At 68.8% G+C, this 25975-nt stretch carries 27 protein-coding genes; 10 read left to right on the top strand and 17 right to left on the bottom strand.

The annotated features are described in order from the left end of the window. Positions 1-70 precede the first annotated feature (70 nt). Positions 71-616: a TetR/AcrR family transcriptional regulator gene (locus E0H45_RS41620; protein WP_131348196.1), complete on the bottom strand. Its 546-nt coding sequence runs from the start codon at positions 614-616 to the stop codon at positions 71-73. A 49-nt stretch (positions 617-665) separates the two neighbouring features. On the opposite strand from E0H45_RS41620, the gene E0H45_RS41625 reads away from it, so the two are divergent. Then, positions 666-1055, top strand: coding sequence for a nuclear transport factor 2 family protein (locus E0H45_RS41625; protein WP_131348198.1), 390 nt, complete (start codon positions 666-668; stop codon positions 1053-1055). A gap of 2 nt (positions 1056-1057) precedes the next feature. Here the strand turns inward: E0H45_RS41625 and E0H45_RS41630 are convergent, their stop codons facing one another. From E0H45_RS41630 to E0H45_RS41645, 4 genes are read right to left on the bottom strand one after another with little or no spacing between them, the layout of a single operon-like run. After that, positions 1058-1540, bottom strand: a complete 483-nt coding sequence (locus E0H45_RS41630; protein WP_131348200.1) for a VOC family protein — start codon at positions 1538-1540, stop codon at positions 1058-1060. After that, positions 1537-2469, bottom strand: coding sequence for a non-homologous end joining protein Ku (gene ku, locus E0H45_RS41635; protein WP_238155699.1), 933 nt, complete (start codon positions 2467-2469; stop codon positions 1537-1539). The genes E0H45_RS41630 and ku overlap by 4 nt, the downstream gene beginning before the upstream one ends. A gap of 7 nt (positions 2470-2476) precedes the next feature. Beyond that, a complete protein-coding gene (locus E0H45_RS41640; protein ID WP_131348202.1) occupies positions 2477-3001 on the bottom strand; it encodes a DUF6912 family protein in 525 nt (174 codons plus the stop codon). Then, the gene (locus tag E0H45_RS41645) at positions 2998-4455 is read right to left on the bottom strand and encodes a WS/DGAT/MGAT family O-acyltransferase (RefSeq protein WP_131348204.1); all 1458 of its coding nucleotides are present in this window, start codon (positions 4453-4455) and stop codon (positions 2998-3000) included. Before E0H45_RS41645 ends, E0H45_RS41640 begins: the two co-directional genes overlap by 4 nt. 169 nt (positions 4456-4624) lie before the next feature. On the opposite strand from E0H45_RS41645, the gene E0H45_RS41650 reads away from it, so the two are divergent. Genes E0H45_RS41650 through E0H45_RS41660 form a run of 3 tightly spaced genes read left to right on the top strand, consistent with a single transcriptional unit; the run spans position 4625 to position 7196 of the window. Beyond that, on the top strand, positions 4625-5110 hold the full coding sequence (locus E0H45_RS41650; RefSeq protein ID WP_131348206.1) for a cupredoxin domain-containing protein: 486 nt from the start codon (positions 4625-4627) through the stop codon (positions 5108-5110). After that, complete coding sequence (locus E0H45_RS41655; protein ID WP_131348208.1) at positions 5107-6438, top strand: hypothetical protein; 1332 nt, start codon at positions 5107-5109, stop codon at positions 6436-6438. The genes E0H45_RS41650 and E0H45_RS41655 overlap by 4 nt, the downstream gene beginning before the upstream one ends. Continuing rightward, positions 6438-7196 (top strand): nucleotidyltransferase domain-containing protein, encoded by a 759-nt coding sequence (locus E0H45_RS41660; RefSeq protein WP_131348210.1) that lies wholly within the window; start codon positions 6438-6440, stop codon positions 7194-7196. The genes E0H45_RS41655 and E0H45_RS41660 overlap by 1 nt, the downstream gene beginning before the upstream one ends. On the opposite strand, the gene E0H45_RS41665 is transcribed toward E0H45_RS41660, so the two are convergent. The 5 genes from E0H45_RS41665 to E0H45_RS41685 all read right to left on the bottom strand — a co-directional run bounded on the left by E0H45_RS41665 (position 7141) and on the right by E0H45_RS41685 (position 11962). Beyond that, positions 7141-8376: a glycosyltransferase 87 family protein gene (locus tag E0H45_RS41665; RefSeq protein WP_238155700.1), complete on the bottom strand. Its 1236-nt coding sequence runs from the start codon at positions 8374-8376 to the stop codon at positions 7141-7143. The two genes, E0H45_RS41660 and E0H45_RS41665, sit on opposite strands and share 56 nt — an antisense overlap. Further along, entirely contained in the window at positions 8373-9029 is a 657-nt protein-coding gene (locus E0H45_RS41670; RefSeq protein WP_131348212.1) for an HAD family hydrolase, read from the bottom strand. The genes E0H45_RS41665 and E0H45_RS41670 overlap by 4 nt, the downstream gene beginning before the upstream one ends. 89 nt (positions 9030-9118) lie before the next feature. Beyond that, positions 9119-9913 carry a DUF4097 family beta strand repeat-containing protein gene (locus tag E0H45_RS41675; protein ID WP_131348215.1) on the bottom strand — a complete coding sequence of 265 codons (795 nt, stop codon included), beginning with the start codon at positions 9911-9913 and terminating at the stop codon, positions 9119-9121. A 112-nt stretch (positions 9914-10025) separates the two neighbouring features. Continuing rightward, positions 10026-11303 (bottom strand): CpaE/TadZ family protein, encoded by a 1278-nt coding sequence (locus E0H45_RS41680; RefSeq protein ID WP_131348217.1) that lies wholly within the window; start codon positions 11301-11303, stop codon positions 10026-10028. Next, the gene (locus tag E0H45_RS41685) at positions 11303-11962 is read right to left on the bottom strand and encodes a CpaB family protein (protein ID WP_131348219.1); all 660 of its coding nucleotides are present in this window, start codon (positions 11960-11962) and stop codon (positions 11303-11305) included. Before E0H45_RS41685 ends, E0H45_RS41680 begins: the two co-directional genes overlap by 1 nt. 176 nt (positions 11963-12138) lie before the next feature. On the opposite strand from E0H45_RS41685, the gene E0H45_RS41690 reads away from it, so the two are divergent. Continuing rightward, complete coding sequence (locus E0H45_RS41690) at positions 12139-12387, top strand: helix-turn-helix domain-containing protein (protein ID WP_131348221.1); 249 nt, start codon at positions 12139-12141, stop codon at positions 12385-12387. An 886-nt stretch (positions 12388-13273) separates the two neighbouring features. Here the strand turns inward: E0H45_RS41690 and E0H45_RS41695 are convergent. Continuing rightward, positions 13274-13822 (bottom strand): hypothetical protein, encoded by a 549-nt coding sequence (locus E0H45_RS41695; RefSeq protein WP_131348223.1) that lies wholly within the window; start codon positions 13820-13822, stop codon positions 13274-13276. 178 nt (positions 13823-14000) lie between these two features. Between E0H45_RS41695 and E0H45_RS43755 the strand changes: the two genes are divergently transcribed. The 3 genes from E0H45_RS43755 (at position 14001) to E0H45_RS41710 (ending at position 18511) form a co-directional block, all read left to right on the top strand. Then, positions 14001-15746 carry a LysM peptidoglycan-binding domain-containing protein gene (locus E0H45_RS43755; RefSeq protein ID WP_202872759.1) on the top strand — a complete coding sequence of 582 codons (1746 nt, stop codon included), beginning with the start codon at positions 14001-14003 and terminating at the stop codon, positions 15744-15746. 1 nt (position 15747) lies between these two features. Then, positions 15748-17145, top strand: coding sequence for an Rv3235 family protein (locus tag E0H45_RS41705; protein ID WP_131348225.1), 1398 nt, complete (start codon positions 15748-15750; stop codon positions 17143-17145). 448 nt (positions 17146-17593) lie between these two features. Then, positions 17594-18511, top strand: coding sequence for a VanW family protein (locus E0H45_RS41710; protein ID WP_238155702.1), 918 nt, complete (start codon positions 17594-17596; stop codon positions 18509-18511). On the opposite strand, the gene E0H45_RS41715 is transcribed toward E0H45_RS41710, so the two are convergent. Then, entirely contained in the window at positions 18512-18919 is a 408-nt protein-coding gene (locus E0H45_RS41715) for a cupin domain-containing protein (RefSeq protein ID WP_165546792.1), read from the bottom strand. 125 nt (positions 18920-19044) lie between these two features. Here E0H45_RS41715 and E0H45_RS41720 point away from each other — a divergent pair, with 125 nt between their 5' ends. Further along, positions 19045-19752: a helix-turn-helix domain-containing protein gene (locus E0H45_RS41720; protein WP_238155703.1), complete on the top strand. Its 708-nt coding sequence runs from the start codon at positions 19045-19047 to the stop codon at positions 19750-19752. Between the two features lie 13 nt (positions 19753-19765). After that, positions 19766-20791: an aminoglycoside phosphotransferase family protein gene (locus tag E0H45_RS41725; RefSeq protein WP_131348229.1), complete on the top strand. Its 1026-nt coding sequence runs from the start codon at positions 19766-19768 to the stop codon at positions 20789-20791. Here E0H45_RS41725 and E0H45_RS41730 read toward each other — a convergent pair. The 5 genes from E0H45_RS41730 to E0H45_RS41750 all read right to left on the bottom strand — a co-directional run. After that, the gene (locus E0H45_RS41730; protein WP_131348231.1) at positions 20772-22664 is read right to left on the bottom strand and encodes a hypothetical protein; all 1893 of its coding nucleotides are present in this window, start codon (positions 22662-22664) and stop codon (positions 20772-20774) included. The two genes, E0H45_RS41725 and E0H45_RS41730, sit on opposite strands and share 20 nt — an antisense overlap. Continuing rightward, complete coding sequence (locus E0H45_RS41735; protein WP_238155704.1) at positions 22661-23719, bottom strand: glycoside hydrolase family 130 protein; 1059 nt, start codon at positions 23717-23719, stop codon at positions 22661-22663. The genes E0H45_RS41730 and E0H45_RS41735 overlap by 4 nt, the downstream gene beginning before the upstream one ends. A gap of 18 nt (positions 23720-23737) precedes the next feature. Beyond that, positions 23738-24556: a carbohydrate ABC transporter permease gene (locus E0H45_RS41740; RefSeq protein ID WP_131348233.1), complete on the bottom strand. Its 819-nt coding sequence runs from the start codon at positions 24554-24556 to the stop codon at positions 23738-23740. Next, positions 24553-25452, bottom strand: a complete 900-nt coding sequence (locus E0H45_RS41745; RefSeq protein ID WP_131348235.1) for a carbohydrate ABC transporter permease — start codon at positions 25450-25452, stop codon at positions 24553-24555. The genes E0H45_RS41740 and E0H45_RS41745 overlap by 4 nt, the downstream gene beginning before the upstream one ends. Then, on the bottom strand, positions 25449-25975 hold a 527-nt coding region (locus E0H45_RS41750; protein ID WP_131348237.1), incomplete at its 5' end, for an extracellular solute-binding protein. The genes E0H45_RS41745 and E0H45_RS41750, both read right to left, overlap by 4 nt.

Here is a 25975-nt window from a genome sequence, read left to right on the forward strand (position 1 = left end):
TTGATGACACAAGCATGGTGCCATGACTCACCACGGGAAACGAACCTGACCACAAATCCGACCACGAGAGCTACTGGTCCGGTCGGGAGGTACCCACCCCACGCCGCACCATGTGCAGCATCCGCTTCACTCGAGCCGGCTCCGCACCGGCCATTCCGGCGGCGACCTGCAGCAGGTCCATCGGGTCGACGTCCGCCCTCAGCACCCCTGCCCGCTGGGCCCGATCGACGAGCCGCCCGACCGTCTCGGACATCGCCGCATGCCACTCCTCGTGCAAGCCGGACCGCCGCGCCGACGGCCCGAGGCTGCGAGCCAGATCGCCCTTCTCGGTCACATGGCGGACGAACGCGTCCAGCCAGTCGAACAGCCCGTCGAGCGGATCATCCACCTCGGGGACCTCACACAGCTCCGCGACTTCCTCGGCGTACACGGCGACGATCAGGTCGTCCCGGGTCGGGAAGTGCCGGTACAGCGTCGCGTTGCCGATCCGGGCGCGCCGCGCGATCTCGTCCAGCGGCGCCTGGGTGCCGAACTCGGCGAACACCGCCCGTGCGGTGCCGATCAGTTGATCGCGGTTCCGCCGGGCGTCGGCCCGCAGCGGCTTAACTGGGGACATCCCTGGTTACACTAGCACTAATCGGGGACTTCCCCAGTTAGGAGCAACTATGGACGCGGCCGACCGGATCGCCATTACCGATCTGATCAATCTGCACGGGCATCTCGTCGACAGCGGGGAGCGGCACGACAGGTTGTTCACGCCGGACGTGGAGTACGACGTGTCGGATCTCGGCGGTGGCGTGATCGCCGGGCGGGCGGCGCTGTGGGACGCGGGGCTGGCACTGGGCGAGAACAATCCGGTGGGGCATCACGTGACCAACATCGTGCTGACCGAGGTCGGGCCCGACGAGGTCACCGCTCGGTCCAAAGCCATCGGGATCATGGCCGACGGGACTTGCGCCAGCCTCGTCTACGAGGATGTCGTCGTGCGGACGCCGGACGGCTGGCTCATCCGCCGGCGGAAGGTGATTCCGAGGCGCCGGCCCTTGGGGCGGTAGGGCTAGCGGCGCCAGGGCATGTGCTGGAGGGCCCAGGTGTTGCCGTCCGGGTCCTTGAACCAGGCGTAGAACACGCCGCCGAGATCCTCGGTCCCGCTGACCTCGACGCCGCGGCCGATCAGCTCCTCGCGGGCCGCCTCGATGTCCTTCACGACCAGGTGCAGGGAACGCAAGCTGCCCGGCTGCATCTCGACCGTCGGCACGCCCTGGATCAGGGCGATCGAGCAGTACGAGCCCGGCGGCGTGAGCTGAACGATGCGCACGCCGTCGGCCGGCCGTACGTCGACATCGGCGTGGAAGCCGCACTGGTCGACGTAGAACTGTTTCGCCCGGTCGATGTCGGACACCGGCACCGGGATCAGCTCCAGCAGGAACGCCCCCGGCTTCACCACCACGTCGTTCGGATCGACCGGGATCTCCGAGATGTCCTTCGGGACTTCTGTTCGCTCGGCTCTACCCTTTGTTCGCTCGCTGCGCTCGCTCATGCGGACTTCTTCGTAGCCTTCTTGGCGGCCTTCTTCGCCGGGGCCTTCTTGGCGGCAGCCGCCTTCTTGGCCGGTGCCTTCTTCGCCGCGGCCTTCTTCGCGGGTGCCTTCTTGGCCTCGGCCTCGCCGGACCCGCCGCCCGCGCGGCGCGCCTTCGCAGCCTCGACCGAGGCGCGCAGCGCGGCCACCAGGTCGACGACCTCGGCGCCCTCTGTCTCCTCTTCCTCGGACTCCGGCAGCGGCACACCCTCGGCCTTCGCCTGGACGACCTTCTCCAGCGCCTGGCGGTACTCGTCGTGGTACTGGCCCGGGTCGAACTCACCGCGCAGCGTGTCGATGTACGACGACGCCATCGCCTTCTCCTGGGACCGGATCTCCACGTCCTCCGGCGGCGCCGCGAACGACTTGTCCCGGACCTCGTCCGGCCACAGCATCACCTGCAGCACCAGGACGTCGTCGACCGTCCGGAGCAGCCCGAGGCTCTCGCGGGACCGCAGCGCGACCTTGACCAGCGCATACAGCTCGGACCCGTCGAGCGCGTCCCGGAGCAGCACGTACGGCTTGGCACCAGGTCCGCCGTCGGCCGCCAGGTAGTAGGACTTCCCCAGGTACAGCGGGTCGACCTGGTCGGCCGGCACGAACTCCAGCACGTCGATGACCTTCTTGCTGGACAGCGGCAGGTCGGCGAAGTCGTCCGAGTCCAGCACCACCATCCGGCCGTCCGGCATCTCGTAGCCCTTGCCGATGTCGGAGTACGGCACCTCTTCGCCGTCGATCGAGCAGATCCGCTTGTACTTGATCCGGCCCCCGTCGGCGACGTGCACCTGACGGAACGAGATGTCCTTCTCCTCGGTCGCGGAGAACACCTTGATCGGGATCGTCACCATCCCGAACGAGATGGCCCCCTTCCAGATAGCCTGCATCGCCATCAGCTCCCTAAGTGCGCTGTCCGCCGCGCGGCCCCTCCGCCGCGAGCAGATCGGGGATCTCCTGTGTCGCGTACCACAACAGGTCTTCACCCTCGCACGAATCGAGGGCGAACACAGCGTTGTCATCACCGCTCTGGGCTGCGTCCCAGAGTTCCACGGCCTTGCCGATCACCGTGGTCGCCTGCGCCGCGTCGAGGTGCACAGACGCCACCGACCGCCACGGAATCACCACGTGCAGCTCCAGCCGGGCGTCACCGAGCTCCACGGACCCGTCGGCCGGCGGTACGGCGCTGACCTCGGCCGCGATCACCACCCGTCTCCGTGCGGTGCCCGGATCGGCGGCCAGCAGTCCGACCGAGGCGCGGGCCGCCTGCGCCATCGCGGCGTACTCCAGCTCCTCGTCGTCGCCTTCGACGTACCACTCGCGCAGTGCCGGTGTCACGCCGTACGCCGTCAGCGGCGCCGGGCCGACCTCGCCGGCGTTGCACGCCGCGCTCAGCAAGTGGAGCGTGGATGGGACGTAGACCCTCATGAGCCCGCCTTCTTGGTCTGTTTCTTCCGGCCCCGGGAAGCCCGGTTCCGGCTGCCCCTGGTGGTGTCCAGCAACTCGTCCAGCGCATCGGTCACACATTGGGCGAAAACAGCGAGGTCCGGCATGGCCGTGCGGTCCGCGTTCAGACCGTAGTACACCTTCCCGTCGTACGACGTGACGCCGACGGACAGGCCCTGACCGGGCATCAACGGAACCACCGGGTACGACGCGAGCATCGGGGCACCCTGCGCGTACAGCGGGAACTGCGGACCCGGCACGTTGGTGATCACCACGTCGTCGATCGGCCGGACCGTGGTGGTCGCGACCCGCGCGGCGAGCGCGTGCAGCGTGGTCGGGGCGAACCCGGCGATCCCGACCAGCGAGCGGGCGCTGACCGCGCGGCCGGTGTCCTTGTGCACCTTGGTCTGGTACGAGATCTGGTGCAGCCGCATGACCGGGGAGTTCTCGCCGACCGGCAGGCTCACGCTCGAGGCGATCACCCGGGAGCCGAGCGAGGTGGGCTCGTCGTCCTCGTCGTCGCGGATGCTGACCGGGACCACGGCCCGCACGCTCCGCGTCGGCCCGACGCCCTCGCCACGGGTCATCATCCAGGCCCGGAACGCGCCCGCGACCACGGCGAGGATCACGTCGTTGACCGTGCCGCCGTGCGCCGCGCGGACGGTCCGGTAGTCCTCCAGGTCGGTCTGCACGGTGGTGAACCGCCGCTGACCCGACGTCTTCACATGCAGTGAGCTCTCCTGCGCGTGCCGCTGCGCGACCAGCGAGCCGACCACGCCGCCGAGCACCTCGCGGACCGAGGTGGAGCCGGTCAGGCTGGCCATCTCGGCACGGGCCAGCTCCAGGACCGCGCTCGGATGCTTGGAGGCGTCGGCGAACACCCCGGCGAGCAGCTCCAGCGCGGACGGCGGGTGCTCCGGCTGCCAGGTGTCCGTCGGCGTGTCCTTGGGGTGCGCCGTCGAGTCCAGCACCACCTGGCCGATGTCGACCGTGCTGTTGCCGTCGACAAGCGCCTGATGGGACTTCGCGATGATCGCGAACCGGTCGCCTTGGAGGCCCTCGACGAGGTACATCTCCCACAACGGGCGGGCCCGGTCGAGCCGCCGGGACATGATCCTGGCGACCAGCTCGAGCAGCTGCGCGTGCGTGCCGGGCCGCGGCAGGGCGGAGCGGCGGACATGGAAGGTGATGTCGAACTCTTCGTCGTCCACCCACACCGGCCCGGCGAACCGGCCGGGCACGTGCTGGACCCGCTGCCGGTACTTCGGCACGAACGTGATCCGGTCCCGGATCAGCGCCACCAGACTCTCGTAGTCGAACCCCTCGTCACCGTGCACCGGCGGCTCGAAGATGTCGACCGTCCCGACGTGCATCGGGGTGGCCGGCGACTCGGCCTTGAGAAAGGTGAGGTCGAGCGACGTCAACCGGTCGGGCACCGCGGTCACCTTCCTCTCAGTTCGACGGAATCTCACCCTAGCTGCCCCTGCCGACAGTGGGCTGCGACACTGGCCGTACGGGAACACTGAGCTATTCGTGTTCGTCAGGCAAGAGGGTGCGTCTCGCACCTGGATATGTCACATGACCCCTTGAAAGGCTCCTGGACCGATGCGTTCGACGCTCACTCGCGGTGCCGCCACCGCTCTTCTGCCCGCCCTCGGCATGCTGGTCCTGGCCGGCTGCGGCGGCGACGACACCGGCGGCACCACCTCCCCCTCGCCGAGCGCCCCGGCCAGTTCGCCGACGTCGACCCTCCCCACCAACACCCCGACCCCGGGCAAGCCGAACACGAGCTCGCCGTCGAACACCGCCGACCCGTCCGGTGAGCAGGCGGACGTCACCGTCGACGTCACCGTTGCCAACGGCAAGGTCAACCCGAGCGGCGCGACGATCAGGGTGAAGGCCGGCCAGACCGTGCTGGTGAAGGCGGTCAGCGACACCGCCGAGGAGCTGCACATCCACGGGTACGACAAGGAACTGGAGCTCGCCCCGGGCAAGCCCGCCTCGGTCAAGTTCACCGCGAACATGAAGGGCACCTTCGAGGTCGAGACCCACAAGAGCGGCAAGCTCGTCGCCAAACTCGTTGTCTCGTGACCGTCCCGCTCCTGCTGCCGCTGCACGGGATCGGTGGTCGCCAGGACCTGCCGGTTCCGTTCGGGCTGGCCGTCGGTGGGGCCGCGGTCGCGGTCGCGTTGTCGTTCGTCGTACTCGGGCTGGCCTGGCGTAGTCCGAAGTACCGCGGCAACGCATCCGGCGTACCGTTGCCGACCGCAATCACCCGGACGGTCGACGCCGGCTGGTTCCGGTGGATCGTCCGGCTGCTCGGGCTGGCGACCTTCCTGTACGCGATGGTGTCGCTGGTCTTCGGTGTCGACCGGCTGACGAACCCGATCTTCGGCTTCATCTACATCCTGGTCTGGGTCGGGCTGGTGCCGATCTCACTGGTATTCGGCCCGGTCTGGCGGACGCTGAACCCGCTGCGTACCCTCCACCTGCTGCTGTCGAAGCTGCTCCGCCAGCCGCCGTCCAAGGGTCTGCTCGAGCTTCCGGCCTGGGTGGGTCTGTGGCCGGCCGCGCTGGGCATCTTCGCGTTCACCTGGCTGGAGCTGGTCGCGCCGGACCGGGCCACGATCCCGGTACTGCAGGCGTGGATCGCGCTGTACATCGTGATCACGATGTTCGGAGCGGTCCTGTTCGGGGACCGCTGGTTCGCGCAGGGCGATCCGTTCGAGGCCTACGCGACCTTGATGTCGCGCCTGTCGCCGTGGGGTCGCCGTACCGACGGACTGCTCGTGGTCCGCCGGCCGCTGGAGAACCTCGACGGCCTTCGCGTGCAGCCCGGCCTGGTAGGGATGGTGGCGGCGCTGCTCGGCTCCACGGCGTACGACGGGTTCTCGAACTCGTCCGCGTGGATCGGCTGGGCGCAGAACCAGGACATCTCGATGACGTGGCTCGGCACCGGCGCGCTGATCGTCTTCATCCTGTTCGTGCTGGTCACGTACTCCGGCGCGACGATCCTGGCCGGCCGGCTCTCCGACAGCTCGCGGACCTCGCTACCAGGCCTGTTCGCGCACTCCGTCGTACCGATCGCCTTGGGGTACGTCGTCGCGCACTACCTGACCCTGTTCATCCTGGAGGGTCAGCGGACGCTGATCTACCTGAGCGACCCGCTGAGCAACGGCGCCAACATCTTCGGCACCGGCCTCCTCGCGGTGAACACCAGCATCACCAACCACAGCACGGCGATCTCGGTCATCCAGGTCCTCGCGGTGGTCTGCGGTCACCTGCTCGGAGTCACCTCGGCCCACGACCGCGCGGTCGCTCTGTTCCCGCGTGCGAAGGCCCTGGCCGGCCAGCTCCCGCTGCTGGTCGTCATGGTCGGCTACACCTGCGGCGGCCTGCTCCTGTTGTTCTCGTCCTGATGTACACCCCAGCCGAACGCTCGAACCTCCGCGACGCACTGGTCGCGGCGGCTCGGGCGGACGCGCGCGTTGCAAGTGCTGCGCTCACTGGCTCCGCTGCGGCGCGTACCGAGGACAGGTGGTCGGACATCGACCTGGCACTCGGTCTCGCACCAGACGCGGACCAGTCCGGCGTTCTGGCCGACTGGACGGACCGCATGTACCGCGAGCACGCCGCGGTCCATCACACCGACGTCTGGTCGCGTGGCACCGTCTACCGGGTGTTCTTGCTGCAGTCCACGCTGCAGGTGGACATCGCGTTCGCCCCGGCCGAGGAGTTCGGCGCACTCGGCCCCACGTTCCGACTGCTCTTCGGCGAGGCCGTGGAGCAGCCGCAGTGGAGTACACCCGCACCCGTCGACGTCGTCGGTATGGCGTGGCTGTACGCACTGCATGCGCGGTCGAGTATCGCGCGCGGTAAGGCGTGGCAGGCGGAGTACATGATCAGTGGAGTGCGGGATCACGTGCTGACGCTGATGTGCCTGCGCTACGGCGTACCGCACTCGCAGGGGCGTGGGCTGCATCTGTTGCCGTCGGACAGCACCTCTGCCGTGGAGGCGACGCTGGTGCGGTCGCTGGACGTGGAGGAGCTGCGGCGCGCGTTCCGTGCGAGCGTCGACGTACTGCTTCTTGAGGTCGAGTACGTCGACGCGGACCTGGCGGTCAGGCTGGCGGGTCCGCTTCGGGGGTTGACGGCTTCGGCAGACTCCGGCTCGTGATGACCAGCAGGATGAACGCGATCATCCCGACGATCAGGTGCGAGTTCCCGGGGATCGACTGCCAGAAGCTCCAGTCGAGCTCGCGGTCGTCGCGGAACGGGACCCACCAGATCGAGCGCAGCACGAACAGGCCGTAGAACAGTACGCCGGTGACGACCGCGGGGTTGAGGCCCCAGACGCGGTTGACGCCCCGGATCAGGCTCACGCCGAGCGGGATGATCCACACCCAGTGGTGGCTCCACGAGATCGGCGACGCGTACAGGACCGCGAGCGCCATCACGGAGATCGCGGTCACGCGCTCGTCGGCGAGCCAGTACTTCCGGGCCAGCCACAGCACCGCCAGCCCGAACGCGGCCGACAGCACGAACCAGGTCGGCTGCACCCAGCTCGCCTCGTCACCGATCCGGTGCAGGAACCCGTTGAACGACTGGTTGCCCGTGTACGCGATCCCGCCGACCCGGTTGGCGTCCAGGATCACATCGGTCCAGTACCGCCACGACTGGTGCGGCACGATCGCGAACCCGATCGCCATCGTCGCCAGCAACCCCAGTACGGCGTTGCGCAGCGCCCGCCACTGCTTCGTGACCACCAGCAACGCGAGGAACGGCAACGGGGTGAGCTTGATGCCGATCGTCACACCGAGCCAGAACCCGCGCAGACGCGCGTCGTTCGGCCGGATCAGGTCCAACAGGATCATTGCGGTCAGCAACAGGTTGATCTGGCCGAACTGGATCGTCTGCCAGACCGGCTCGAGCAGCAGCGACAGCACGGTCAGCGCGATCAGCACCGCCGTACGCTTCCGCTGGGTGACGAACGACCAGAACGTCTTGGTCAGGCTCGCCCGCCAGAGCGCGGTGATGCAGAGCACCGAGATCGTCGTCCAGACCACCAGCGCGACACCCCACGGTACGGCGCCCAGCGGGACCATCGCGATCGCCGCGAACGGCGGGTAGGTGAACGGGAGGTTCGAACCGCCGGGCAGCTTCGCGTCGTACAACGAGTCACCGTGCAGCAGGACCGAGCCGCCCATCCGGTAGACGCGCAGGTCGATCATGCCGCCGTACAGGTGGCCGATCCAGGCGCCGAGCGCCACGAGGACCGCGCATCCGGCGATCGCGATGACGACGCGACGACGACCGGCCGGACGAGTTGGGGAGGAGGGAGGGGTGGTCACGGTCACGTCAGGTCGGCTCCGAACAGGGTTTCCAGCGCTCGCCGGGTCTCGTCGTACTCGGTGTGAAGAATCGCGGTCATCCCGACCGCATGGGCGCCGTCGACGTTGAGTTGCAGGTCGTCGATGAACACGCACTCGGCCGGCTCCAGGCCGAGCCGCTCGGCGGCGAGCTGGAAGATCTCCGGCTCGGGTTTGCGCAGGCCCACCTCACCGGAGATGACGATGTCGTCGAACATCCCGTCCCAGGTGTCCCGCGGGTAGGTGTTGCCCCAGGAGTTCGACAGCAGCGCGGTCCGGATCCCGTGCTCGTTGACGCGGCGGACCAGCGCGGACATCGCGGGCTGGTGCTCGAAGTGCGCGAACATCCGCTCGATCAGTCCCTCAGCGGGCACCGGCGTACCGTCGCGGCGGACCAGGATCGAGGCCAGCTTGCGCTCGAAGTCGGGAACGGCTATCTGGCCGCGTTCGAGGGCGTGCACCGGGTTGAGCTCGGCGGTCACGCTCTCGGAAGGGAGCCATTTCATGACGGCTTCGAGGTAGGAATCGAAGTCGAAATCGTCCAGTTCCGCCCAGCGCCGCAGCGCCGGTTCCAGGCCCGAGGTGAGCACTCCGCCCCAGTCCACCAGCAGACCACGCGGCACCGCCCGCACCTCAACCATGCGCGCAAGCCTACTCAGACGACGTTCCCCCTCACCCTCCCGACCCTCACCCTCACACACCGTGCGCGCTCTGCCGAGCGAGGTGAAGGTCAGTGGTTGTATTCGATGCTGACGTCTCCCGAGGACGTCTTCGCGGTGATCGTCCGGCTCGAGTTCGGATCGATCTTCACGTTCGCCGCCTCGTCGCCCGACGACGTATCGGTGTCCACCTTGTACGCCTCGGTGCCGGACGGGATCCGGATCGAGACGTCGCCGGAGCTCGTCTTGGCCTCGACCGTCTGCGGCGCCTCAGTGAAGTCCAGCGACGTACTACCGGAGCTGCTGTGCGTCGTCACCGAGGTAGCGCTGAGCCCGTCACCCTCGAGATCACCCGAGCTCGACCTGAGTTCCAGCGGTCCGCCGACATCGTGCACCTCGATGTCACCCGAGCTGGTCTTCAGATTGGTCGCGCCCTCGATCCCGTTGACCGTCATGTTCCCGCTGCTGCTCTCGACCGTGAGCTTCAGGTCCCGCGGCACCGTCAGCACGTACGTCGTCTTGCACCCGAACGACAGGAATCCGCAACCGCCGCTCTCCAGCTCGAGCTTGCCTTCGCTCTCGTCGTACTTCTCTTTCGGGTCCGAGCCGAACACGTTCCGCTCGGACTGCCGGTCGACCTTGATCTCGGTCCCGTCACCGGGCCGCACCTCGACCGTCGCGGAGCCGCCCTTCACGAGCAGCGAGCTGCCCTGCACCGGGTAGCTGGTCTGGCTGTTCTTGGTGCCCTCGGTCAGTCCGGTGAGCGCCCAGTACACCCCGCCGAGAATGAGAGCGACGGAGATGGCGATCCCATACCGCCGCTCGACGCTCATCGAGCTCCGCGGCCGGCCTTGGACATCGGACATGACGCTCCCTCAAGTGCAGGTCGAAGTACTTCCAACCCTGGCACATCACGGCCCTGCTGTCGGCGGGGATGTCCCCCAGATCCCCACCGACTCGACCCTGAGTCTCCGGGGTTCAGGCGGGGACGGAATGGAGGTCGTTGGCGACCGCCGTGGCGAGCTGCTGGAACGCCTTGCGGAGCTTGCTCGACTTCGCGGCCTCGGCGAGGCTGCGCCCGTGCGCGACCGCGGTGTCCGTCGCACCCAGGTCGTACGGCAGCAGGACGGCGTTCTCGATCCCGGCGTACTGCCGCAGCGCGTCCAGCGCCGCGTCACCCGGCGAGCCGCCGAGCGACCCGGAACGCAGCCGGTTCACCACGACACGGGTGTTGACCGACGGTACGACGGCACGCAGGTCGTGGACCGCCCGGATCAGACGGGTCAGGCCGACCGGGTCCGCCGTACCGACGACAACGACCTCGTCGGCCTCCTCGAGCGTCACCACGGTCGCCCCGTTGCGCCGCGGCGCCAGCGAGTCGAACGAGATCTCCTCGTCGGTCTCGATACAGAACCCGGCGTCCACCACCGTGATCGGCGCCAGCGTCCGCGCGGTCGACCAGATCGCCTCGACCGCCGCGGGCCGCAGCTCCGTCCACCGGTCGGCCCGGCTGAGTCCGGTCAGCACCAGCAGATGCGGGTTCACCTCCCGCGCGTGCCGGGCGAGCATCACCATGTCGAGCGAGCCGTTCGACGCCGATCGCGCCGCGGCGGCCAGGCCGGAGGTCTCGTCGAGCATCCCGAGCATCTGCGCCACGGTCCCGCCGTACACGTCGACGTCCGCGAGCAGCGTCGGGACCCGTTTCGCGGCCAGTTCACAGGCGAGGTTGACCGCGACCGTCGTCCGCCCGGGCGCGCCCGTCGGACCCCAGACCGCAACCAACCGGCCGGTGCCCTGCGGGAAGGCGGCCGGCTGGGGGTTGCCGGCATTCTCCGGCGAGAGCGGGACGAAACCGCCCGCGAAGTGCGAACTGGTGACCGGCGGCCCGGCCTCCACCGCATCGGAGACCGCCCGGCCGAGGTCCGCCGGACTCACGTCGGCGGGCAGGATCCGCTCGATCCCCATCCGGCTGAGCCGATCCTCGGCGCCGAACGGCGCACCGGTCTCCGTCGGGTCGACCAAGGCGAGCACGGCGATACCGCGGGCATACAGTGCGGCGACCGCATCGGACGACAGCCGCGGCAGCGCGTCGGCCAGCAGCACCGCGCGGGCCTGACCGCTCGCAGCTGCCGCCATCACGTCAGCGACGTCGACACACCGCCGTACGATCCGGATCCCGGGAGCGCCCTCGGTCCGCCGTACGACGTCTGCTTCCCACGGCGCCCCGGTAACGGCCAGCAGGACTGGGACCGACATCAGCCGTCCTTCCGGACCAGGGTCGGCTCGCCCGCGCTGATCGCGGTGAGGGCGGCCGGGATACGCGGCAGATCGGCCGAGGCGAGGGCGATCGTCACCTGCCTGCGCGCCGAACCGCCGGCGACACCCTTCACGGAGTCGATCTGCAACACGCGGACACTGCTCCACAGCGGCCGGGCGGGCTGGCCCTCCTCCTTCGGCACCACCCACACGTCCACCACATCGCCGGGCGCCGTGTCGGACGGCAGACGACCAGCCGCCACCGACAGCGGGAACTCGGTGCGGTCCTGATCAGACTTGGGTACGGCGGCATCCTTCGGCACGAACTCGCCCTGGCCGACCGTCCGGCCGACGACCAGACCCTTCAGATCGGCGTCGGCAGACAGGTACCGCCCCGAGTCGTCACCGCTGGTGAAACGGACCCGGACCGTGGTCAAGTCGTCGTTGGTCAGCGGGGTCCCGGCCTTGAGCTCGTGCTTGGCCGCCCAGATCGTGGTGGTGTCGTCAGCGGACGACAGCAGCTTGGCGCCGGCCAGCGCGGTGACGGCGACCAGCAGCACGCCGAGCACCAAGCGGCCGTCCTTCCAGCGCGCCTTCCGGTTGCGCTGAGCCGGTGCGGCCGGCGCCCCGAAGCCACTTCGCACTGCTGTCTCGACCACTTCGTCTCCCCAGTCGGTGGATCGCTGCCCTTTTGATCCCGGGACATTCTGCCTGGTTGCCGCTCGCAGGGTGAACGGTCATCCACAGGCTGTCATGGCCTGGGGACAAACTCGGTCATCCACTCGCCAACCGTGGCAAACTGAAGGAACCAGCCACTATCCGAAGGAGCACGACGATGCCGGGTCCCCGCTTCCTCCAGCTCGCCGACGTCGCCGAGGTCCTGAACATCTCCGCCAACCAGGTCTACGCACTGGTCCGCCGCGGCGACATCCCCGCCGTCAAGATCGGCGGCCGCGGCCAGTGGCGAGTCGAGTCGACCGAGCTGGAGAAGTACATCGAACGCCTCTACACCGAAACCAAGCAATTCATAGACACCCACCCCTTCGGCGAAGAAGCCGACACAACAGAAGACGCCAACCTCTAGCCCCCACCCCCCGGCGAGCTGGCGCCGAGGGGCCTGGACGCAAGAAATGGCGCCCGAACACAGGCAGATAGGGCTGGGCACAGGAAGCGGGGCCTGGACACAGGAAGTGGGGACCGAGCACAAGCAATTACCTGTCCCAACACTCCAGAAGGGGTGCACTCCCCCGGCGAGCTGGCGCCGTGGAGTCTGGCCACAGCAAATGGGGCCTGAACACAGGCAGAGGGGACTGGGCACAGGCAATTACCTGTCCCCACACCCCAGAAGGGGTGCACTCCCCCGGCGAGCTGGCGCCGTGGAGTCTGGCCACAGCAAATGGGGCCTGAACACAGACAGAGGGGACTGGGCACAGGCAATTACCTGTCCCAACACCCCGGCAGGAGTGCACTCCCCCGGCGAGCTGCCGCCGGGGTCCGGACACACGCCGGACGGGGTGGGCACAGAGGTTGGAGCTGGGTCACGAGCCGGCGTGTCTGGGCACAGGCGATTGCCTGTTCCCACCCCGGCGGGGCACACGCTGGCGGGGGCACACGCTGGCGGACTTGGCACCGGAAATGAGGGCTGAGCACAGGCAATTACCTGTCCCCACACCCCGGAAGAGGTGCACTCCCCCGGCGAGGTGGCGCCGGGTCCGGGCGCACGCCGGGCGGGCTGGGCGCAGGACGTTGGAGGCTGGGCACAGGCCGGCGTGTCTGGGGACAGGCAATTGCCTGTTCCCACACCCCGGAAGGGGTGCACTGCCCCGGCGAGGTGGCGCCGGGGTCGGGCGCACGCCGGCGGGCTGGGCGCAGGAGGTGGAGGCTGGGGACAGGCCGGCGTGACTGGGGACAGGCAATTGCCTGTTCCCGCACCCCGCGCGGGGTGCACTGCCTCGGCAGCTGTCTGGGAGTTAGCGGCGGCGTAGGGCGCGGAGGGCTTGGGTGGGGACCAGTCGAACGTTGTAGACCTCGCTGCGGCGGCGGGGTGCGTCCAAGGGGTGCTCGGCGATTTCCAGGAAGTCGGCGCCGACCCGGTCGATGGTGCCGGTGACCGGACCACCTCCACTGCAGAACAGGGTGACCGGTGAACGGTCCCGGGCGATCCCCCGCAGCAGGTGTGCGAGTCCGAGCTTCCCCTCGACAGCTCCGACCGCCGGCTCCGCCCACGGCCCAAGCCGGTGTATGGCCACCAGCGCGTCAACCGGGATCAGCCACTCCTCGTAGCGCTCGGTCTCGAGCAGCAGGCAGTCCTTCCCGACCCGACTGAGCAGCCCACGGACGGGCTCCGCGTCAACCAGTTCGACGCGTACGACGGTGTTCACCGCCCCGCGTAGGCGGTCCAGCACCGTGATCTTCCCGACCTCGGCGCGGATCCGATCGGCCACTTCGCCGTACAGATCACTCTCCTGGAGCGCCTCGAACTGCGACTCCAGGTCCGCGAACAACGCATCCCACCGCATGACCGTGAACCTACCGGTCCCAGGCGCCACCGCGCCCTGCGACGGTCACTGTCCGCAGCGGAAACCGACGCAGCGTGCGTTAAGGACTTGCAAAGCTGCCGTAGATCCGGTCTATAGTGGTCAAGCCAACGCAAACTAACGCAAACTCATAGGTCGGGGGCAAAGCGAGATGAAAGCGATGATCCGGGTGATCAAAGGCACGCTCGCGCTGGTCGGACTGGCCGGGCTCGGCCTGCTGCTGCGGTGGATCACCGCCGGCTCGATCAGCGGCCTGCGGACGTACGACCTGGACTCGCTGACCCTTCTCGCGGTCGGGACAATCGCGTGGATCGCGTACGGGTGGCTGGTACTGGCCGTCGTACTCACGGCGCTCGAGCAGCTCCCCGGTGCGGTCGGGACACTGGCCGGAGAAGTCGCGGGCCGGATCACAACCAAGACCGCCCGCGCCCTACTCCGCTCCGGCCTCGGCGTAGCCGCCGTCACTCCCCTGACCGTCGGCGCCGCCCACGCCACCCCCGGCGACACCGCCCACGTCAGCCAGTGGACCCAGCCCTCCTCGGCCACCCAATCCACCAACTACCGCGCCACCGAACCCCGCTCCACGGTCCAGCTCGGCGGCCCGAACACTTCCTACCGCTCCACCGAGCCCCGCTCCACAGTCGAGCTCGGCGGCACGGACACGTCGCACCGCTCCACCGAACCCACCTCAACCGTCGAAACCGGCGGCTCCGGAACCTCGCCGGAACAGGCGGCCCGGAGCCGCACGAACTACCGCGCCACCGAACCCGCCTCCACCGTGGAACTCGGCGGCAGCAACACCGCGGCAGATCAATCCGCCCACAACTACCGCGCTACCGAGCCCCACTCCACAGTCGAGATCGGCGACTCCGAGACCTCGCCGCAGCAGGCCACTCAGAACCGCGCCGGCTACCGGACTACCGAGCCCGCATCGACCGTGGAGCTCGGAGGCCCGGAGACCGGCCTGCACCGCACGAGCGCCGACAGCACGGCTCCCCGTCAGAACACCAACAACTACCGTGCGACCGAACCCCGCTCCACCGTGGAGATCGCCAACACCCACTCCACGCCACAAACTCCCCAGGCTCGCACCGACTACCGCACCACCGAGCCGCCCTCCCAGGTCCACCTGAGCAACCCCACCCCAGACGCTCCGAACCGTCCCACCACCCCCACGCCGGACAACCCCACCACCCGCACCCCGAGCCACCCAAGCGCACCCGGCCACCCCACCCACGGCGACCCCACCCACGGCGGCTCCACCCCGGAGCACTCCACCACCGGCAACCCGACCACCGGCCGTTCCGCTACGGGCCACCCCACACCCGGCGACTCGACACCCGGCGGCTCCACCCCGGAGCACTCCACCACTGGCAACCCGACCGCCGGTCGCCCCTCTGCCGGTCGGACCGCCGCCGGGCACCCCACCTCGGGTCGGCCGAACGCCACTGGCGCGGACACGGCTGGGCAGGCAGACGGCGGGCGTACTGGGCAGGCGGATGGCAGGCGTACGGCGTCTGGCCGGACCGCTACCTCGAGCGGAGCCGTGGGCTCGGACGCAACGACCGGTGGCGGACAGAAGGACGGAATCGACGTACCCGCGGGTGGGCGCGTGGGTGTGCCGGATCGGCCAACCGCCGGAGCGCCGACCCGGTACACCGACCTGCGGCCAGCCGTCCCCGTGCGGATCGTCGTACGGAAAGGCGACTCGCTCTGGAACATCGCCGCCCGCGAACTCGGCCCCGGCGCGACCGCCGACGCGATCGCCGCCCGCTGGCCGGACTGGTACGCCGCGAACCGCCACGTGATCGGGAACGACCCCGACCTCATCCTCCCCGGGCAGGTCCTCCGCATCCCGCCCGTACCCACCGGCGACCACCTCCCGCCCCACCCCCAGGAGCAGTGACATGAGCCAGTCCCACAACCTCCAGCCGGAAGACCTCCCGCTGGAAGACCTCCAGCCCGCTGCTCCTCTCACCGCCGTCCCCACCCGTACGACGGACCGCACCGGAGCCCGCGCCGCTCAAGAAGACCCCGCCCCCACCCACACGGACGCAACGGAGGCTCCCATGGCCGTCCCAACCCCGACCTCATCCAAGGCAACCCCGCAGCCCGTCCCTCACCCCGAGCCGACGACGCCGGACACACCGACCTCCACGGACACGGCGACGCCGACTGCCGCGGGTACGCCGATGCCGACTGCCACGGCTGCCGAGACTGCGGTCGCTGAGGCGGCGGCTGCTGCTGGGACGGATGTGTTGGGGATGCTGGCTGCGGTGGCTCAGCCTCGGTTGGCGTCGGTTAGTGGAGGTTTGGGTGGGCACACTGTGCCGGCCACCGCGCGGTACGCCGGGGAGCTGACGGATGGGGCGTTGGCGCTGCGACTGCAGGCGATCACGCGACTCGGCGTCGCGTCCGCGCCGCGGCACCTGTCGAGCATCGACGCCCTTGCCACTCCCCAGCCCCACACCGCACCCGCACCCGCACCTTCTCCGGAAGAGCACGGCAACGCGTTGACCGCCGTCGCTCCCGAAGAGCAGGACCGCGCGGCCATCGCCCTCGCCCGCGGAGAACACGGCGGCGCCACCATCGCACCGGCTCCGGAAGCGCAGAGCAGCGCGGCCGTCGTCCCCGCTTTGGAAGGGCACGGCGGTGCGGCGACGGAGCAGGGCCGGACGCTCAGCGTGGTGCCGCCAGGTGCGGGCGCCATGCACACGGTCGCGGCGCCTGGGCAACCTGACGGGGCCCAGGCGTCGCTCAAGACAACCGACACCACCTCGACCGACACCACTCCCACCAACACTGCGGCCGACACCAGTTCCAACATCACGTCGGCCGACGTCACCTCTCGCACCACCTCCGGCAACGGGTCGGGTGTTGTCGAGGGCGTGGCTGGTGGCGGCGCGGTTGTTGGTGAGGGGCGGGGTGGGGTTGCTCGGCCGGATCTTCGGGCGGGGGCGGCGCCGGTGTTGCCGGAGGTTCGGGTTTGGGGAGCTCGGATGGCTCAGGCGGTTTCGGAGGTGCTGGCGGGGGATCGGCCGATCTCGCAGCTGGTGCGGTTCACCGATGACGTGGTGTTCATGGAGCTGAACCGGCGGGTGCGGCAGCTCGGGATGAACTCGACCGCGGGTACGCGCGGGGCGAAGGAGAAGAGCACGGTGCGTTCGGTGCGGGTGTTCATGCCGGAGCCGTGCATCGCCGAGGTCGCCGCGCACGTTCGGCACGGGCAGCGGTCGCGCGCGGTCGCGTTCCGTTTGGAGGTCCGCCGCAACCGCTGGGTCTGCACTGCGCTCGAACTCGGCTAGAGCTCCGCGGCCGTTGGAGAGGCAGCAGGACAGCCGTGGCTGCCCGTCATCCCCGTACGGCCCAGGCATGCGCCGTACGGGCGGCTGGTTCCGGGACATTTCACGGAGGTGCGGAGACGCCGCGGTGGCAGGAGACAGGAAATAACAGGTCCCCCGCCCCCGGTTCCTGTCGGCAGCCCCCAGTCCCGTCCGGACCCCAGCGGATGCCCAGGCGCAGTTCTTGTCTGCCCACCCTGGCTCCTGTCTATCCGCCCCGGTTGCTCTCGCCGGGCACCGGTTCCTGTGCGCGCTCCAGTGGATGCGCAAGGTCGGTTTGTGGCTGTTCGTCGCGGGTTTGTGTTCAGGGTTGGTGGGGTGGGAGGCGCAATTTGATTGTGGGGGTTTTGTCATGTGGTTGGGGGGCGGGCGGCGTACGGTGACCGGGGTCTTCTTGTTCGGGGGTAGTGGGATGTTGGACAGCACAGCGGCCATGTCGGCGTGGCAGGTTGATGTTCGGGAGTTGAGTGCGGCTGAGCGGGCGCGGGTTCTTCCGGCGGTGCGTCGGCGGCGGTGGAGCGAGCGCGTTCGGCTGCTGTATCCGTTGGCAGTGCGCTATCACCGGGCCGCCAAGCGGCTGGAGTGGATGAGGTCCAGTACGCCGTACGCCGGGACGCGCGATGTGAACGACCTGCCGGTGCGGATCAAGCGGCACAAGTCGTTGCTGTTGCGGCAGCTCGGGGAAACCGAGATGTGGATGCAGCACAACAAGGTGACGAACCTGAAGCTCGCCTGCGCGCAGGTCGACGGGCTGGTGATCCGGCCGGGTGAGACGTTCTCCTTCAACAAGGTGGTCGGCAACGCGACCCGTCGCAAGGGGTACGTGAAGGGCATGCGGCTGTCGAACGGGCGGGCCGAACCGGGGATCGGCGGCGGCATCTGCCAGTTGGCGAATCTGCTGCACTGGATGGTTCTGCACTCGCCGTTGACCGTGACGCAGCGGTCCACGCACAGCTTCGACCCGTTCCCGGACAACGGGCGGGTGCTGCCGTGGGGTGTGGGCTGCAGCATCGTCTACAACTACGTGGACCTGCAGTTCCGCAACGACACCGACCAGACGTTCCAGCTACGCGTCGACGTCGGCGACCGCTATCTGGAGGGCGAGATCCGCGCGGACGTCGCCGGCCCGGAGTCGTACCGGGTGTTCGCCAAGGAGGAGCGGTTCCTGCGGGTCGGCGCGGACTACTTCCGGCGCAACGAGATCTGGCGGACCGTGATCGATCGCCGCACGGGTACGGCGCTGCGCGACGAGTTGATCCGCGAGAACGTTGCCCTGGTCAAGTACCTGCCGGTCGACGTACCGGTGCTGGACGTCGTACTCCCGGGCTGATCACCCGAGCAGCGAGCACCCGTACTTCTCGAACAGCGCCGCCACGTCACCCGAGAACCCGCCGTGCAACTCCCGCAGCATCGCGTGGGTCGTCGCCGACATCACCAGCACGTACCGCGCCGGCTCCTCGCCCGGGTTGCCGAACGTGTGCGGCACGCCGCGCGGCCCGACGATCCCGGATCCGGCCGGTACGTCGTAGTCCTCGCCGTCGATCCGCATCCGCATCGTCCCGGACAGCACGTACCACGCCTCGTCGTCGGTGTGATGCACATGCAGCGGCGCCTGCCACGCCACCGCGTCCGACGTACGTCCCGCGGCCTCCCACTCGGCGAGAACGAGGCCGGATCCCTCCGGCGCAATCGTCCGCCCGAGCAGCGGAACCCCCGACAGATCGTCGCGACGTGACACCGGAATCTCCTCCTCGCCGACGGAACTCCCCATCCTGGCCGCGCGAATCCACCGATGCAACAGAAAGCGATGCAACAGGAAGCGGTGCACCTGGAACTGTCGGCGGGGCGTAGCAGACTGGAGAGGTGACTGTGGTCGTCGAGCCGTACCGGGAGCGCCCCGCGCGCATCGCCGGCGCCGACCTGTGGACACGTACGGCGGAGGGCGGTGACTACCGGATCCTGCCCGACGGCTGCATGGATCTGCTGCTGATGGACGACGACCTGATCGTCGCCGGTCCGGACAACCGCGCCTGGACCGGCAGCGCGCCGCGGGGCACGCGGTACACCGGGATCCGGTTCGCGCCGGGCGCCGCGCCAGGCTTCCTCGGCGTACCCGCCCGGGAGTTGCTGAACCAGCGGGTCCGCCTCGCCGACCTGTGGTCGCCGAACCGCAGCAGACGCCTGCTGGATCGGATCCGGGCAGCGCCCGACCACGCGACAGCACTCGATCTCGAGGTCGCCAAACTGCTCGAAGAGCCCACCGACCGCCTGACTGCGCACGTACTGCGCAGCGTCCGCGGCGGCCTGCTCCGCGGCACGGCCGGCGTCTCCCGCCTCGCGGCGACGACCGGCCTCAGCGAGCGGCAACTGCACCGGCGCTGCCTGGACGCGTTCGGCTACGGCCCGAAAACGCTCGACCGGGTCCTGTGGATGAACGTTGCCCTCGACCACGCGCGCACCGGCGTCCCGCTCGCCGACGTCGCCGTACTCACCGGGTACGCCGACCAGGCCCACTTCACCCGCGATGTGAAAGCTCTCACCGGTCTGCCACCGAAGATCCTCTTGGGCTGACAAACTGCTCCTCATGACCGAAGTCGGTACGACGACGTTGCGGCACAACCCGCTCAACGCGGTGACGGCGAACGTCGAACGGGTGACATACGCCGACGGCCGGACCGCCGTACGCAAGGAACTGCGGCGGCCGAGCCAGCCGTCCGGGCCGTGGGCCGCGTCGACCGACCCGCGGCACTGGAACTACTGGCGCCGCGAACTCGAGGTCTATCGCGACGACGAACTCCGCGGACAACTCGCCGACGCCGGCCTGGTCCTGCCCGCCGCACAGGTCGACGAGGGGCCCGAGGGCGCCGTACTGCTGATGGACGACATCGCTGGTACGCCGGGCACACACTTCAGCCTCGCGGAACATGCAGCGCTCGCACGCGCCTGCGGTCGCTGGCAGGCCCGTCCCGCGCCCGAACGGCCGTGGACCTCGACGGGCTTCCTGCGCGACTACTCCACCACCCGCGATGTCCCCTGGCAGCTGATCACCGACGACGCGGCCTGGCAGCAGCCGCTCATCCGCGAGACCTGGCCGGCCGAGCTGCGCGAAGCCTGGACCGGCCTGCTGGTCCATCGCGACGCGCTGCTCGACCTCGTCGCGAGTCTCCCCCGCGCCCGCTGCCACCTCGACTTCTGGGTGTCGAACGTGGTCCAGCGGCCGACCGGTGAGCTCGCGCTGTTCGACTGGTCGTTCCTCGGCGACGGCGCGCTCGGCGAGGACATCGGCAACTACATCCCGGACGCGGTGTTCGATCTCTTCTGGCCGGCCGAGCGCCTTCCCGAGCTGGCCGAGACCTGCATCGCCAACTACCTCGACGGCCTGCATGAGGCTGGTTGGCGCGGTGACCCGGACCAGGTGCGCCTGGCGGTGATGGCGTCCGGCGTGAAGTACGCCTGGCTGCTGCCCGGCCTGCTGGGTAGGGCCTCGGACACGACGCACAGCGCCTACCACCGCCAGGTCGACAGCAGATACCTGTTCCACCAGCGCGGCCAGGCCCTGCTGTTCGTTGCCGACTGGTGTGCCGAGGCGCTCAGCCGAGCACGACGGTGAAACCTCCTGGTACGACGAGTGGCTTGCCGCGGGCAACTAGTCGGCCGCTGGAGTCGTACGTGTAGGCGTGCCCACTGGCGCTGACCACGCGCGGACGGGTGTCGACACTGACCAGCAACGTCGCGGTTCCGATCCGGAGGCTGCTGATGGTTGGGAGCAGCAGTACTGCGTCCAACTGGGCCGTGCCCGTCGACTGCGTGCTCAGCGTGGTCGCGTTGGCAGGGAGCGGGTTGGCGAGGGTCAGCGGCTGAAGCGCGCCGGGCGCCGCCGAAATGCCTTGCGGGCCGCAGGCGTGGACCAGTGTGCCCAGAGTGCGGCCGCCGCTTGTCCAGGTGCTCCGCGCCGGCGTCGGTGTGTCAACCAGGTTGACGACCGGGAGAACCAGACGCGGTTGCGCTGACGGTGGCACGGTCCACGTCGCCGTACCGTCGAGGGAGAGGTAGGAGCCGTTGCTCCATTGGGATTCGCCGGTCCACGCGGATGGTGGTGTGACGACCGCACCACCAGTGGCAGTCTCCGCCTCGATGATCTGGAGTCCGTCGTACGCCGACGCGCCTGACAGGCGGGCGATGTCCGGGTGGGCGTCGAGGGCGAGCATCGAGAGTTGCCCGTGGATCGTGGACTCGGCGCCGGAGTTGCAGTTGATCACGCCGTCGCCGGAGATGCCGTCGTAGGTGCGGCCGGTGGTGGCGTCGTACATGGGTTGGCCGGCGCGGTTGGCGCCGAAGTACCAGGAGGCGACGAAGGCAGCGAGGTGTTTCTGGCCGGGGCGGTCGATGGCGAGGAGCGCCTGCAGGCGGGCGTCGACGCCGTAGGCGATTTGGGAGCGGTCGATCGGCGTCGGGAGCCAGCCGTTGTCGGGGCCGCCGGCGGTGAGCAGGAGTGGAGTAAAACCGGCGGTGTCACCGATCGCTGCTGTCAGGAAAACGGTTTCGTTGAGAGTGGCTGAGGCGGCGGCTAGGGCGGAGGGCATCTGGGCGCCCCAGGCGTGCCAGTCGGAGATCGACTCGCCCCAGGGCAAGAGCGCACGGAACGGCCATTCTCGGGTCGAGCCGGCGTGCATCTGCGCGATGCCCTCGGCGAAACGACTGAGGGCTCGACGGGCTCGGGGCGATCCGCCGGCGTCGACGTACGCCGCGAGTCCCAGGACCGCCTCAGAGGTGGCGTCCGCGCCGTTCACGATCAGCCAGGCGGGGAGGCGGCGGCCGTCGACGACGTTGTACTGGCCGTAGCGGATCAGGACCTGGCGTTCGAGCGCGGCGATCGCCAGCTCGAGACGGTCGCGGAGGAAGGCGGCGAAGGCGCGGTCGGTACGGCGGAAAACGTCGTACCCCTCGCCTAGCGCCCAGACGGTGCGGGCCAGCCAGTAGGACGGTCCGGAGTCGGAGGGGTCGGGGAGTTCGACCGGCTCGGCGCTTGGGTTGAGGGTGCCGTCGGGCTGCATCCAAAGCACGACGTTTCCGTTGGGTGACTGCAGGAATGTGAGGGCTCGCAGCAGGTCGCGGGCCGTCTGCAGCGAGGTCGCCTGGTGGAAGAGTTTCCAGTGCCGCAGGTAGACGACGGCCGCCCGCGCGATGTCGTCCGCGTTGTAGGCGCCTTGTCCGTAGGTGTTCGTCGTCGGGTCGTAGGTGCCACCACCGATCCGCCGGTACGAGCCGTCCGCCTGATGGTCGGCGTACGTCCACAGAACGCCCAACGGGCCGGAGCCGTAGGTCGTGTGGCCCGCGGCGGCTGGCGGTGAGACGGAAGCCCGGAGGAAGTCGAGGTGGGCGAGATTGGACAGGCGCGTGGAGGCTGCAGCGGGAAGGGTGACTGTGGAGGCGGCAGCCACCGCGAGTGCTCCGCCGAGGACGGTGCGGCGGGTGGGTTTCATGGCAGGCGGTCCAATCTGGCCACACCGATGGCGGCGTCGGCCATGCCGTAGAAGACGTAGTGCACGCCTTCCACCTCTTCGATGGCAGTCGGGAAAACGACGTTTCCTACCGTTCCGACTTTTTCCTCCGCGGTTTCCGGGACCATCAGCGGCTCGGTGGTCCGGGCGACGACCCGGGTGACGTCGTCGGGGTCGAGGATCAGCGCGCCGGCCGCGTAGCAGACCTTCTGAGTGGTGGGGTCGAAACCTTCCGGCTGCTCGCCGGTGACGCCGTGGTGGATGACGAGCCAGCCCTCAGGGATCCGCAGCGGCGCCGGACCGGCGCCGATCTTCAACTCCTCGAAGGGGTACTCCGACATCGCGACCAGCCGGTGCTGACGCAGGTGGACGAGGTTCCGCAGGTCGTCCTCGACGGCAGCCACGGGGACGAACGACACCCAGATCCCCGGCCGGTCGTCGGTGACGCCCGCCGGCAGATGCACGCCCTCACCCTCGCGGAACCATCCGAGATCCCACATCGGCCGGTGCAGCATCGCGTACGACGGTTCGCCGTCCGGACCCGGCACCGGCTCGGGGAAGAAAACGGTGTCCTTGTTCGGGAACAGGTTGAGATCGGTGTCCAGGTCCGGCTGGTACTCGAAGTGCAGCGGACCCAGCCGTCGCCATTCCCGAAGATCCGACGACACCGCGAGCGCCGGCTTCGGCCCGAGCGGACCGTACGCGACGTACGTCATCACATGCAGCCCGAGCGACGGCACGAACGTGACTCGTGGATCCTCCACGCCCGCGTTGTTCTTGCCGCGCTCCCACCCTTCGTCCGGTGCGAGCACGACACCTTCGCGCCGGACGCCGACCGGCACACCGTCCGCCAGTTCGACGGCGGCCAGGCCGACCCGTGACACGTTGCCGTCAGCAACCAGCCGCGGCAGCAGGTACAACTGCCCGTCGGGCGTGTGTCCGGTCGCCGGGTTCAGCACCCCCGCCGCCTCGAGTTCGTTGCCCGGCTCGGCTGTCATCAGGACGCCGATGCGAGTAAGGGTGTAAGGAACAGTCACGGAAAAGCCCTTCAGAAGTTAGCCTTTGACGCCGGACGACAGGTTCGTCGAGATGAAGCGGCGCTGGAAGACGATGAACAAGGTCACCGCGGGCGCAGCCAGCACACACGCGCCCGCGAGCACGGCGCCGAACGGGTTCGCGGCCCGCGCCGAGACGGTGGTGAGGTAGTTGGACAGCGAGACCGCGAGCGGTTGCAGGTCCTGCTGCTTGGTGATCAGGAAAGGCCACAGAAACTCGTTCCACGGCCCGATGAACGTGAGCAGCACACCGGTCAGCAGGGCCGGCCGCACCAGCGGTACGGCGACCCGCCAGAGGATGCTCAGCTCCGACGCCCCGTCGATCCGGGCCGCGTCGAACAACTCGGCCGGCAACTGCAGGAAATACTGCCGGAAAACGAAGACCGCGGTCGAGTTGATCAGGAACGGCAGGATCATCCCGAGATAGCTGTCGGCGAGACCGTAACTGCGCACGATCAGCACGTACAGCGGGATCGTCAGCAACTGGAACGGCACCACCTGGATCAGCAGCATCAGGTTGAACACCAGCCCGCGCCCGCGGAACTGCAACCGTGCCAGCGCGTACCCGGCGAGCACCCCGAACACGAGTGTCCCGAGGATGACGCCGCCGGTGAAGATCCCGGAGTTGAGCAGCGACCGGCCGAGATGGATCGCCTGGTCGATCTCGGCGTAGTTGTGGCCGGTCAGGTTCCCCGGCGACGGAAACGCACCGCCGACCGATGGATCCGGCTCGGCTTGCAGCGAGCCGATCAGCATGTAGTAGAAGGGAAACAGGAAGACGAAGGCCCCGATCAGCAGCCCGGCGAACTTGAGCTTCACGACTCTTCCTTCCCCACGAAACGCCGTTCGACCAACGCGAGCAAGAGCACTCCGATCACGAGCAGTACGCCGATCGCCGAACCCACATCGGGGTTCCCCTGCTCGATCCCGCGCTGGTACATGATCAGAACCGGTGACGCCGAGGCACCGTCCGGGCCGCCGCCTCCGGTCAGCAGATAGGGCTCGGTGAACAGATTCGCGCCGGTCACCGTGGCGAGCAGCACGACGAGCGTCGTCGCCGGCCGGACGCCGGGAACCGTGACATTCATAAAGCGTTGCCATCGACCCGCGCCGTCCATGTCAGCGGCTTCATACAAGTCGCCGGACACGTTCTGCAGCGCGGCCAGGTAGAGCAGGATGAAGAAGCCGAGCTGCTTCCAGGTGACGTAGATGGCGACCGTCGGCATCGCCAGCGACGAGTTCACCAACCAGGACGGATCGGGCGCGAGCGGACCGAGGACGGAGTTGACCAGACCATTGGAGTTGAACAGGAACAGCCAGACCCCGACGACCGCGACCGACGCTGTCACATAAGGCACGTAGTACGAGACCCGGAAGAACGTCCGCCACCGGATCGCCGCGTTCAGCGCGTTCGCGAGCAGCAACGACAGCACGACCGTCAGCGGAACATTGATCACCAGAAACACCAGAACGTTTCCGAACGCCCGCCGTACTGCCGGATCCGACAGCACCGTCACGTAGTTGTCGAACCCGACGAACGGCCGCTCCACGATCGCTCCCGGCGCCGTGAAGAAGTAGTCGTGGAACGACATGTACACCGCGAACCCGAGCGGATACGCGAACACCGCGGCCAGGAAAACGACGTACGGCGTGACGAACGCGGTCCCGACCGGATGCTCACCGAGAATCCGGCCGAGCGGACCACGCGACCTCATGACTGTTTGGCTAGTTGGTCGACCTTCTGGGCGGCGCCGTCGAGGGCTGACCCGGTGTCTTCCTGGCCGAAGATCACCGACTTGGAGTAGGCGTCGCGGAACGTCTGCCAGATCGTGATCGAGTTCGGCACGTTCGGAACCTCAACGGTTCGGGACGCCTGGTCCGCGAACGTCTTGTAGTCGGGGTTCTTCGCGAAGTAGTCGGCGTACGTCGACGCGACGTCCTTGCGCAGCGGCATCTGCCCGGTCGCGGCCAGGAACTTTCCGTCCTGTTCCTTGCTGGTCGCGAACTTCAGCACATCCCCCGCGGTCCCGCGGTTCTTGCACGCGGAGTACATCGCGACGTTCTTCGCATCACTGAAAGTATGGATCTCCGAAGGGTCCTTACCGGACGACGTCGGCACCGGTACGACGCCCCAGTCGCCCTTGCCCTTGTACGTCGCGATCGCCCACGGACCGACCACGGCCATCGCCGCCGTACCGTCCACGAACGCGTCCCCGGTGTACTTCTCCTGCGACGCCA

Origin of the sequence: Kribbella soli (assembly GCF_004331345.1) — a bacterium.
GTDB classification, from domain to species: Bacteria; Actinomycetota; Actinomycetes; order Propionibacteriales; family Kribbellaceae; genus Kribbella; species Kribbella soli.